At 43.2% G+C, this 11092-nt stretch carries 9 protein-coding genes; 3 read left to right on the top strand and 6 right to left on the bottom strand.

Features of this window, described 5'->3' with window-relative positions; translation table 11 throughout:
* Positions 1–66 precede the first annotated feature (66 nt).
* From AB5627_RS10170 to AB5627_RS10160, 3 genes are read right to left on the bottom strand one after another with little or no spacing between them, the layout of a single operon-like run.
* Positions 67–939: a DegV family protein gene (locus AB5627_RS10170; protein WP_022288473.1), complete on the bottom strand. Its 873-nt coding sequence runs from the start codon at positions 937–939 to the stop codon at positions 67–69.
* A gap of 28 nt (positions 940–967) precedes the next feature.
* Positions 968–1474: a tRNA (cytidine(34)-2'-O)-methyltransferase gene (locus tag AB5627_RS10165; RefSeq protein WP_022288474.1), complete on the bottom strand. Its 507-nt coding sequence runs from the start codon at positions 1472–1474 to the stop codon at positions 968–970.
* Between the two features lie 21 nt (positions 1475–1495).
* Entirely contained in the window at positions 1496–2353 is an 858-nt protein-coding gene (locus AB5627_RS10160; RefSeq protein ID WP_038670828.1) for a pyridoxamine kinase, read from the bottom strand.
* 328 nt (positions 2354–2681) lie between these two features.
* Between AB5627_RS10160 and AB5627_RS10155 the strand changes: the two genes are divergently transcribed.
* Positions 2682–3755 carry a GGDEF domain-containing protein gene (locus AB5627_RS10155; protein WP_022288476.1) on the top strand — a complete coding sequence of 358 codons (1074 nt, stop codon included), beginning with the start codon at positions 2682–2684 and terminating at the stop codon, positions 3753–3755.
* 47 nt (positions 3756–3802) lie between these two features.
* On the opposite strand, the gene AB5627_RS10150 is transcribed toward AB5627_RS10155, so the two are convergent.
* Positions 3803–4246 carry a hypothetical protein gene (locus tag AB5627_RS10150; protein ID WP_022288477.1) on the bottom strand — a complete coding sequence of 148 codons (444 nt, stop codon included), beginning with the start codon at positions 4244–4246 and terminating at the stop codon, positions 3803–3805.
* 151 nt (positions 4247–4397) lie between these two features.
* Between AB5627_RS10150 and AB5627_RS10145 the strand changes: the two genes are divergently transcribed.
* Positions 4398–5615, top strand: coding sequence for a hypothetical protein (locus tag AB5627_RS10145; RefSeq protein ID WP_022288478.1), 1218 nt, complete (start codon positions 4398–4400; stop codon positions 5613–5615).
* Positions 5616–5689: 74 nt separating this feature from the next.
* On the opposite strand, the gene AB5627_RS10140 is transcribed toward AB5627_RS10145, so the two are convergent.
* Positions 5690–8263, bottom strand: coding sequence for a right-handed parallel beta-helix repeat-containing protein (locus AB5627_RS10140; protein ID WP_265290512.1), 2574 nt, complete (start codon positions 8261–8263; stop codon positions 5690–5692).
* 242 nt (positions 8264–8505) lie between these two features.
* The gene (locus AB5627_RS10135; protein WP_022288479.1) at positions 8506–9294 is read right to left on the bottom strand and encodes a ZIP family metal transporter; all 789 of its coding nucleotides are present in this window, start codon (positions 9292–9294) and stop codon (positions 8506–8508) included.
* Between the two features lie 226 nt (positions 9295–9520).
* Here AB5627_RS10135 and AB5627_RS10130 point away from each other — a divergent pair, with 226 nt between their 5' ends.
* Positions 9521–11080 carry an SPOCS domain-containing protein gene (locus AB5627_RS10130; protein ID WP_022288480.1) on the top strand — a complete coding sequence of 520 codons (1560 nt, stop codon included), beginning with the start codon at positions 9521–9523 and terminating at the stop codon, positions 11078–11080.
* The last annotated feature ends 12 nt before the right edge of the window (positions 11081–11092 follow it).

The raw sequence follows: 11092 nt of genomic DNA, 5'->3' as shown, positions 1-11092 counted from the left end.
AGCATGAGCTGACAAAAAACGGGCGTTTCAAAGCGAAACGTCCGTCTTTTTATATCCATATCAAATTTACTTGTTCTGTGCCTTAAAGATAACGCCCGTCACCTTTGGACCTGCGTTTATTGCAATTGCCGCACCTATTTGGAAACACTCCACAGGTGGATAGCCCACCTTCTTCGTCATAGCCTGTGCCATTTCGTCCCTGACACTCTCGTCATTGCCGTAAACGATGCAGTAAGGTGTCTGCGGTATCATTTCCTTTACAGTCAGGTCAAGTATCTTTGGCACAATAGCCTTGTCGCCTCTTACCTTTGTTTCTGTAACGATAGCATGGTCATGTATCCTCATGATAGGTCTAAGACCCATTACCTCGCCCACAAAAGCAGCCGCAGACGGAATCCTTCCTGACTTCTTTGCATATTTGAGTGTATATGGTGCAAAGAAAATAACGCAGTTCTTTATCCAGTCCTCCATAAATGCCACGATATCAGCCGCAGGAACGTCCTTTGTGGCTTTCATTGCGCCCTGAACTACTGCATAACCATACGCTCCTGAGTAGCTCTCGCCGTCTATATTGTATATAGTGAACTTGCCCTTTGCCTCAGGGTGAGCGGAATAAAACTCCTCTGCCGCCATAACAGCGTTGTTGTATGTTGCCGAGCCTTTTGAGTTTATGGTAGTGTTTATAACATCAGTATAGCCCTCGCTGTAGAGCTTCTCAAAAGTTTCCTGATATTCAAAGGCTGTTATCTGCGATGTAACAGGTATGCCGTCAAAATCGTCGAGCATTTTGTAGAATTTCTCGTTGTCGAAATCTATCCTTGATGTGTAGCTGTCATCACCCATTGCCACCTTGAAATTCATTATCTGGATATCCAGCTTCTTTTCAAGCTCCTCAGTGATATCGCTCGCTGAGTCGGTAAGAAATTTTATTTTTGCCATAAATTCACCCTCCGTTTTTTTATTTATTTTATTCGTCCCATGTATATTGCGTCAGCTTGCCCTCTCTGCCAAGGTCGGGATAATTCCACTGTCTTAACACCTCATAGCAGGCTATCGCCACTGAGTTTGAAAGATTAAGGCTTCTGAGCGTTTTCCTCATTGGTATCCTCACACAGCTTTGGGGATTTTCATAAAGCAGTTTTTCAGGCAGACCCTTGTCCTCCCTGCCGAAAATTATATACACTTCCCTATCCTGCGGATAATCCACATCTGAGTGTACCATTCTGCCCTTTGTGGTAAAAAAGTAAAACTCACCACTGTTTTTGGAGAAAAAGTCGTCAAGGTCGTCATACTCATGTATCTCCAGCTTATCCCAGTAATCAAGTCCTGCACGCTTTAGCTTTTTGTCGCTTATCTCAAAGCCGTAAGGCCTCACAAGATGCAGTGCCGCACCTGTCACTGCACAAGTCCTTGAAATATTACCTGTGTTCTGCGGTATCTGTGGCTCTACAAGCACGATATTAAGTCTGTTCATCTTCGGTAACACTTCCAAATATCACAAATTCGTATAGTCCCTAAGCTCCTGATAGCTTGTGAGCCAAGGAAGCTGACCCTCCAGCATAAGACCGTCTGTCCATGGGGTCTGGTAGCTGTATGTAGTCTTGACAGTAAGCTCTGTGAACGCTGTGGCTCTGTTCATTGCGATAGGCAGGCTGTCACCCTTGAGAAGTCCTCCAATAAGAACACTTGTGAACATATCTCCCGTTCCTGAATAGTGTGCAGGAACATAATCATTCTTTATTTTCCAGAAGCTGTTATTTTCTTTATCATAGCCTACAGTTGACATTCCGCCGTCTGCAAGATTTACGCTTGTGATAACAACGATCTTTGCGCCCTGCTTTGAAAGCCTTACAAGCCATGATTTTATCTCAGAGCTGCGCATTGAAGCCGTAGGATATTCCTCACCAAGAAGTATAGCCGCCTCTGTGAGGTTAGGCGTGATTATATCCGCCACCTTTACAAGCTCGACCATACGGCTGCAAAGCTCCTTTGTGTAGGTCTTATATGCCTTTCCACCGTCACCCATAACAGGGTCTACGACCTTCAGGGCGTCAGGAAAAGCCTCGAAAAACTCAAGGCAGTGGTCTATCTGCTCGCTTGAAGCCAGGAACCCGCTGTACACACAGTCAAATTTCATATCCATTTTTTTATAGTGTTCCAATGCAGGCTTCATAAAGTCCGTAAGATCTCTCATGACAAACTCGCTGTAGCCCGTGTGAGCCGAAAGCACAGCCGTAGGCACAGGACACACCTGAATACCCATTGCCGAAAGCACCGGTATCACCACCGTCAGCGAACACCTGCCAAGGCCCGATATATCCTGAATGGAAACAACCTTTTTACAACCCTGCATAATAAAACCCTCTTAAAAAATACTCATAAATATTATTATAACATATCCATCAGGATTTTTCAATAGCCCATGGCTTGCCGGCAATATTTTTTTCACTATATTTTTTCATATTGTTCATATCAATATAATATGATTTACGCGCGCTATGAAAAGCAACAAATAAGCGCCATTTTTCGCACTTTTTAGACTAGCACCTACAAAATTCATCATGATAATTTGTACAAATTTAGTCTTGCAAAAACGTTTAAAATAGTATATAATATATCTATTAAAGTAAAGTGATTTTGTTTATAATATCAAACCAAATATCAAAGAAAGAAACAAATGTATGAAAATAAAAAAAGAAATAAACCTCTTTGCAGGAATGTTCACCGCAGAGGAAATATATCGCTATGGTGATATCATACTGCTGTTAGGTCATATAATATATCTTGTGCTGTTTTATCGGTTCGGAGTATACCAAATGGTATATTATAACTATTTCAGCGTAGCATTCTATGCAGTGATGTATTTCCTGCTTCATTTTAAGAAGATAGGCAAAATATCATTTACTTACCTTGTGCTTGGCGAGATAATAGTACACGCCTGCATGGGTGCTTATTACATAGGCTGGTCAGCAGGATTTACGCAGATAATGCTGTGTATAATACCAATTCCATTTTTCATTACACAAAACAGGAAAGCGATACCATATATACTTTCGTCCTTTGATGTTGTTGTGTTCATAGTCATGCGTATCATAGTCACAAACAGAGTCGCACCTTACAGCTTTGATACCAACAGAGAGAATATCTTATACATTTACAATACTCTATGCAGCTTTATTATAATTATCTATGTATCTTCCATATACATTTTCACAAATGAGCATAACAAGCGTGAAGCAAAAGCACAGAACGAAAAGCTTCAAAAGCTCGCTACTATCGACCCACTCACTCAGCTTTTCAACCGCCGTGCCATGATGGATTTTATCAAAAAGATAGAAAGCAACAGCCGCAGGACAAACAGCGTATATTCTATGTGTTTGGGCGATATTGATGATTTCAAGCACGTTAATGATACATATGGTCACGAAGTCGGTGACAAGGTACTTAGAGTGGTATCAGATGTTATAGCTGGAAACGTGCCTAGCGAGGGCTATGTGTGCCGTTGGGGCGGTGAGGAAATACTATTCGTTGTTCCAAATACAGACACAGAAAGCTGTGAGAAGATAGCAAAGAGCATTTGCCAGAAAATACATGAGTGTACATTTAAGGAAAATTCTCGAAGTTTCAATATATCCATGACTTTTGGAGTTTACTCAGTGACTCCGAACGAAAACTATGACGAGGGTATCTCAAAAGTGGATAAGCTGCTATACAAGGGCAAAAATCAGGGAAAAAACTGTGTTGTATCTAAATAAGATAAGGCAGCCGTGTAGGAAAAACTCCACGGCTGCCATTTTCATGCCTATTTTGCAGAGAGATATCCTCTCATGTCTACAGAAAGGCGTTCCTCAAGACATATAAGCTCCTTGGCAATGTTCTTGGACTTCTCGTCTGCCGCCTTATAATTGTTGAGATATCCAGACAGGGACTTCACGCCCATATTACAGCCGTCCGTTATAAAATCTGCCACAGCGTCGTCACTGCTCTCTGCCGCAAGCTTGAAGTTGGTTTTAAGCCATGCCATGCCCTTTGCCATAGCAGGCGGCTCTTTTCCGCTGTCATGATATGAATTTAAAAGTCCCTGAAGCTTCTCTTGTATCTCCACATGCCCTGCAAGATTTTTCTCTAACGTTCGCTTTAGCTCTCCGTTTGAAGTGTATTTCAGCGAATCCTCAATAGACTGCACACCCATTTTTATTCCTGCATCGCACTCCCTGAGAAGCTTTATTGTATCCTTTTCTATCATCTAAGTTCGCTCCTTTCATAATTGCAAATAGTTTTCCACAAAAATTTCTCTTTATGCCTGCATAAATTCAGCAAAACTATTGAAAAATCTTTAAATTTGTGATATAATTTCTTCATGGCTTATGCCTGAAGTATATAAGGGGGTATTTTAAATGGGAGAACACAAACATTACAAAGAGTCGGGCAAATTCAGCCCAGTTGGAGCAGTGCTCATGGTGCTTGCAACGGCAGTATGCGGCGGATTGCTTTTCTGGCTCTATCTGCTTTTTGAGGGCTGGTGCACTATCATCTATCTCAACGTTATCGCTGCGATAGCGGTGTCATGCGCACTTGGCTTTGTGGGAGGAAAGATAGTCAGAGCATTCAAAATGCGAAACACAGTTGTGGCAGTTGCCTGTGCAGTGGTGGGCTTTTTATTTGCCTCATATTTTAAATGGGCGCTGTATGATTACAACGATCTGAAAAAATATGGCTATGAGCTTATGGGTGAATACACAGCCTATGATTATTATGACGAGCTGAATATGCTTTTTGATGAAAACACAGACGGCTTCGGTGATTATTATGACTTTTATCACCAGACCAAGGCATATGATCTTTTCAGCAACGATTCAACAGGCGATTTCACAGACGAGGACATTGCCACGATGCAGAAAAAGTCTGTATGGCAGTTTTTCGAGCTTGACAAGCTTCTTGGCAAGGATAAAAAATCCGCACAGAAAAGCCTTGAAAAGTCATACACCATGAACGCATATGACTACACCTACGATTTCAGGAAGTATGACAAGACAGGTCTTTTTGACATAATCGCACACCCGTCTGACCTTTGGAATGATATAAAGTCTATCAACAAGGAGGGTCGCTGGTCTTACAAGTCATCACATTCATCAAGAGATAACGGCTCGCTTGTGAACGGCACGATCCTGTGGATAGTATGGGGCAGTGAATTTATCCTTCTGCTGGCTTTCCTTGTGGGCGGTGTGAGAATCAAGTCAAAAGAGCCTTTTATAGAGTCTGAGGACGATTGGGCAGAATACAAAAACCTCAAGGATGCATACAAATTCATGGTGCCTGAGGACATAAAGTCATTTAAGGTTTCAATGGAGCAAAGCCCTTACACGCTTTTTGATTATCAGACGGCTGTTACTCAATTCCTGCCTACATATATGGTGATAGATTGCTATGTGAGCAAGTCAGGCAATGAGAATTATCTCACAGTTTATCAGCAGACAATCAACCCTAAGAACAAAAATCCTGACACAAAGGTGCTTGTGAAAAATCTCTTTGTTGACGGTGATTTCATGAACAGGCTCTATTCCCTTGCAAATTTTGCTCCGCAAATGCAGGACGTTCAGCAGACACCACAGTAAGGAAAGAATAAAGACATACAAAAAAACACGGCTGAGAAAATATCAGCCGTGTTTTTTATGCCAATTTTTATAGCTTACAGCCAAGCGCCGTAAATAGTTTCGCCCGTCAGTTCACGGTATGAGCGCACCTTCAGGCCGAGCATATCAGCTCTCGCCTTTGCGATTACCTGTGCAGGTGAATTGTAGTTCACCACTATGGCAGGCTCTCTGTGAGATGTGTGGTCAAGCTTATCCTTGACCGCTTCTGCTACCTCATAGCCCTGTGCTTTCATTGTAGGCTTGCCCATAACGATAGACTTGCTGTTAAGCTCCTGCGGCTTTATGACCATCACATTGTCAGACTTTAGTGTTATGTCAAACTGAAAATCAGCCGAGTCGCAATACTGACCAATGCCTATAACCGTCACCTTTGCAGTTCCAATGTTCACGTTGTCAGAGTAAACTGTTCTGTAATCAACGTCAGGAATAAGCGTTTCTCCGTCTACAAAAACGTCAAATATCTGCGTTCTCTCCTTGCCAGTGTATGACATAGAGCCACGCATATTTGTGGTACAACCCCGAATAGTGAGCTTTGTTTTTATGCTCATATCCGCACTGTCGCTTCCCTCTTGGACACTGTCAACAGTGTCAAGAAAAGCTTTCACTTTATAAACATATCTTGTTTTTGGAACAAGTCCATAGTCTGTAAATGAAGTGCCGTCTGTTACAGTTGCTATCTGCTCAAACTCTGCGTCCTCAGCGTCGGTCTTTCTGTAAACATAATAGCCGTCAGCCTGCGACACCTCGTCCCATGTTAAAGTGAGCTTATCAGAGCAGATATCCTGCGACTTTACGTTATCAGGTGCGTTCAGAAGCACTGCCGCACTGCCTGTGACGTAAACATCGCCCTTGCTGTTGTCAGCAAAGCTGTTTCCGCTTATTTTAACCTGAGATTTCTTATTAGCTTTTATTCCGTAGCCTTTATTTTTATTGCAGGTGTTGTTGAAAAACTCCACAGAAGCGCTGTTGTCAGCCATAAAACCGCTAAGACCGTTTTCTTCAAGGATATTGTCAGAAGCCTTACCGCTTCCGCCAGTGAATATAAGTCCGTGATTTTTAGACTTCTTAACAGTGTTTTTTCTCACATCTGCCTTAGATTCTTTGGTTATCTTTATGCCGTTGGAGTCTGCTGAGGTTATAGTATTGCCTGATATGGTATTTTTATCAGAACCGCCTGAAACATAAACTCCCGACACGCCCGGCTTTTTAATGGTATTTGAGCTTACCTCATTGCCTGAACCACCGCTTATATAAACGCTGTTCTGCTTTGTGCCTGTAAGCTTATTTTTGGTCACAGTCACCTGTGACGATTCGCTGAGCCATATAAGATCCATGGAATAATTATATCTGTCATAGTCATAGCTTATATCGTTAGAACCTATGAAAATTCCCGAAACGTCCGTGAGCCTTACTGCCGAACCAGCTGTTTTTATAGTGTTGTCTACTATCTTCACGCCCTTTACAGTGTAATTGTAATCAGGGTGTGAGTATGACTTTTCAAGCTTCTTGCCGAATATCTGGATAGCATACGGCTGGGGATAATAATATGTACCCACAACGGTTATGTCGTTGTTTCTTATTATGGTATTGGCATTATCGTCAAGACGATCCTTTATACCTGCATATCCTGAATTAGGCACATGGAAATTTGCATTTTCATAATCGGTCATGTACTTGAAATCTATGGCACAGCCAACGTTTTTCATAGTATTGTTTTCGATTATACATTTTTTATGATTAATAAGTACGATAGCTGTTCCGCTCATATTATAAAATGAGTTGCCTGATATAAGTGTATTAGTATAATATACACCAAGACAAGCTGAATGTGAGCCAAGACCTCTTATAAGGTCATGGAATTTGTTGTTCTTTATTACAGCATTGTCGCAAGGGGTATCATCAAAAGGCTCATACGCCGGGAAAACATCACTGTTACTTATGGTATCCAGCTGTATAGCCTCTTTCTGAAATGTTCCCGTATAACCATGAAAATCGCAATCCTCGATAGTGATGCCCTTTACACCGCCTATCTCAACATGATGACCATTGTAATTGTTTTTTATCTCAACGTTCTTTATCCAAAGGTTTTTCATGTGACCAAATCTCATATTAGAAAATGGTCTTGAAGTAGACGAAGGGTTGCCGTCCCAACAGCCGCCCTCGATAACGATATTTCTCTCGCTGCCATATCCGCCTGCACCGTTTGCCTGAGCGTTCTTTATCATACAGCCCTTGTCAAAATTTCTGACAATAGTCGCTCCGTCCTCAAGATACAGCCAAGTGTTTGAATATATCTCCAAAAGCTTGTCTATCCTGTATTTTCCTTTCGGCACAACGACCTTTATCTGCACAGAGTTGGAGCCGTTGTCAATGGCATAGTCAAGGGCTTTCTGTATCGCCTTTGAGGAGTCTTTCTTTCCCTTTTTGTCTGCGCCGAAGTCAACAACATTCACTTCAAGCGCTCCCGAATATCCGCTTATTTCCGCTCCACTGGCTTTTGTGCCGGTGATAGTGGAATAATCATAAGCAAAGCACCTTACTGTCATAAGCATAATGGCGAATAAACACGCCGCTGCAGAGGCAATAAAGGTGCGAGTTATCTTTGTCAATTCTCATCTGTCCTTTCGTTGTCTTAGGGTTATCGCTGCTCTCTTTTTGTTCTTTTTATCTTTTTAGCAGAACATATTTTACACATATTCAATTATACCAAATCATGCCCCGTTTGTCAACCGAAAAACGTCAAAAAGACGAAAGCAATAACTCACAAAGTCAACGCATGATACTTGTGCGTTATCACAACAAAAAAACTGCGGTAAAAAATTTCACCGCAGTTTTTAACAAATATGCCTTTTTATCCTAGCGCCACATCAAGTATCATCATAAGCAAGAAGCCTAGCATTACGCCAACTGTTCCCATGTGACCTTCCCCCAGATGTGCTTCGGGGATAAGCTCCTCCACCACCACATAGAGCATTGCTCCTGCGGCAAAGGCAAGAAGCCACGGAAGAAGCGGTTGGATAGCACCTGCGGCAAGAACGGTGAGAAGTCCGAAAACAGGCTCAACAATTCCTGAAAGAGTGCCAAGGCCGAATGCTTTCGCCCTGCCCATGCCCGATTGCCTCAGCGGCAGTGCGATAGCCGCCCCCTCCGGAAAGTTCTGTATTCCCATGCCTATGGCAAGTGCGATAGCAGAAGCCAGCAGTACCGAGCTGTCATTATGTGCCGCCAGTGCAAAGGCAAGACCTACTGCCATGCCCTCCGGGATATTGTGCAGTGTGATAGCGAAAATAAGCATTCCCGAACGCTTTAGCCCCCTGCGGACGCCCTCTTCCCTTTCAGGCTCAGGTAAAAAATAAGGCATTGCCTTGTCAAGCCCCATAAGAAACAGCACGCCTAGCGCAAAGCCGCCTGCGGCAGGTATCCAGCCTATCCTGCCGAGAGCTTCCGCCTCGTTTATGGCAGGGATAAGCAAGCTCCACACGCTTGCGGCTATCATAACGCCTGCGGCAAAGCCTAAAAAGGCTTTCTGCACCTTTTCGCTCTGCCCCTCTTTTCTCATGAAAAAGACCACAGCCGCACCTAACGTCGTCATAGAGAATGTAAAGCCCGTGCCTGCCGCAGCCCAAAGTAGACCATTCATACTATTATGTTTCCTTTCAGACAGTATTATGTCAGATACAATGACATATCTTAGTCTATGAAAAGCCTTTACGCTGTGTGAAAAAGCCTCTGACGACAAAATACATTAAATTTGTCTGAGATTTTCAGAATATGACCCGTCCCAAGTGAATATAATGTTCTCAGCAGGGCATTACAAGCCCTTTACGATCGTATGATCAGTTTATTTTTAGGAGGAAACAGACAAGATGAACACTATGGATCTTAAGCTTAACAGAGAGATGCTGTCAATGACACGGACTATCCTTGACGCCTCCTGCGAGCAGGCTGTGGAAAAGGATTTTCTGCTGCCCGACTATTATCCCGATATTTTCAGGGTACTAAAATGCGTTATCATGCCAACAGTACAGAGCCATTCCATAAACGGCGGAAAGCTCAGCTTTGACATGGCAGTGCTCATAAGAGTGCTTTACATCAGCCAGAACGACAAGCGGATAAACTGCATCGAGCAGAAAATGAACTACACAAAGTCTTTCGACCTGCAAGGGGATTGCGGTGACCCTATGATATGGCTCACGCCAAAATGCGATTATGTCAACTGCCGTGTGGTAAATCAGCGCAGACTTGATATCAGGGGGGCTGTGACTATCCACGCAAAGGTAACGGGCGAAGTAACTGTGCCTATAGTCACAGACGCATTCGGCTGCGGCATTCAGCTAAAAAAGGCGGCTGTTACATACCCAGCAAAACGTCTTACCGCTGCAAAACGTATCACACTAATAGAGGAATTGCAGCTTTCTGCGGCAAAAGCCCCTGTTGGCACTATCCTGCGGACAGATTGCCGCATTATCCCACAGGAACACAAGATGATAGCAGGCAAGCTTGTGACAAAGGGCGACGCTGAGATAATGATGCTTTACTCCTGCGTAACTACCGATGGAGAAGAAACAGCCGAAACAATGCGGTTTACTCTGCCGTTCTCACAGATAATCGACATAGACGGCATTGACGATACTTTCACCGCAGACGTGAGGATAACCCCTGCGGGGTGTGATATCATACCGAAATCTGACGATTCTGGCACACTTGAATGTGAGCTTGTGCTTCTTGTGAACTGCGTTGCCAAAAAGATTTCCACCTGTGAGATCGTCACAGACGCATACTCCACCTGCTTTGAGTGCGAGGCTGAAAGGTGTGAAAGCAAACTTGACAGCGAAAGCATAAAGTTATCTGACAGCCACAGTGTTACTGCAAAGCTTTCCTGCCAGGAGGGTGAGATACGCTGTGTTCACGACAGTTGGGCGACCCTTTCCAATGTGACATCAAGGCTTGACGAGGAAAAGAAAGCCTTTATCATTTCAGGAAGCGTGACGTTCTGTATTATCGGCAGGAACGAGGACGGCACTCCCCTTTATCTTGAAAACGATTCGCCTTTTGAGCATGAGATACCCATTCCGGAGAATGTCAATGGTGAGATATCCATATCCCCTGACCTGTGCATAGAAAACTGCACATACTATCTTGCAGACGAAACAACAGCGGAGCTTAAAGCCGATATCAAGATAGGCGGAGAAATGACTATTCAACAGACAGGGACTATGATATCAGAGCTTAGGGTACTCACAGATAAGCCGAAAGAGAAAAATGACAAATACGCTCTGAAAATATGCTACTGCAATGAGAGCGACGATATCTGGGAGATAGCGAAAAAGTATTCAACTTCCATAACCGCCATACTTGAAGAAAACGAGCTTACCGACGATAAAATATCAAAACAGGGAATGTTGCTTATCCCATTAATGAACTAGGAGGACAGACAC

This window comes from Ruminococcus sp. RTP21198st1_G1_RTP21198_201120 (assembly GCF_040924265.1).
In the GTDB taxonomy this organism is placed as follows: Bacteria; Bacillota; Clostridia; order Oscillospirales; family Ruminococcaceae; genus Hominimerdicola; species Hominimerdicola aceti.
Note: the sequence above shows the minus strand (reverse complement) of the source record. Positions and strands in the feature narration are given on the sequence as shown.

Bases quoted from the DNA above. Each gene is read 5' to 3' on its own strand.
- AB5627_RS10170 (WP_022288473.1), bottom strand. From the start codon at position 939: ATGGCAAAAATAAAATTTCTTACCGACTCAGCGAGCGATATCACTGAG.
- AB5627_RS10165 (WP_022288474.1), bottom strand. From the start codon at position 1,474: ATGAACAGACTTAATATCGTGCTTGTAGAGCCACAGATACCGCAGAAC.
- AB5627_RS10160 (WP_038670828.1), bottom strand. From the start codon at position 2,353: ATGCAGGGTTGTAAAAAGGTTGTTTCCATTCAGGATATATCGGGCCTT.
- AB5627_RS10155 (WP_022288476.1), top strand. From the start codon at position 2,682: ATGAAAATAAAAAAAGAAATAAACCTCTTTGCAGGAATGTTCACCGCA.
- AB5627_RS10150 (WP_022288477.1), bottom strand. From the start codon at position 4,246: ATGATAGAAAAGGATACAATAAAGCTTCTCAGGGAGTGCGATGCAGGA.
- AB5627_RS10145 (WP_022288478.1), top strand. From the start codon at position 4,398: ATGGGAGAACACAAACATTACAAAGAGTCGGGCAAATTCAGCCCAGTT.
- AB5627_RS10135 (WP_022288479.1), bottom strand. From the start codon at position 9,294: ATGAATGGTCTACTTTGGGCTGCGGCAGGCACGGGCTTTACATTCTCT.
- AB5627_RS10130 (WP_022288480.1), top strand. From the start codon at position 9,521: ATGAACACTATGGATCTTAAGCTTAACAGAGAGATGCTGTCAATGACA.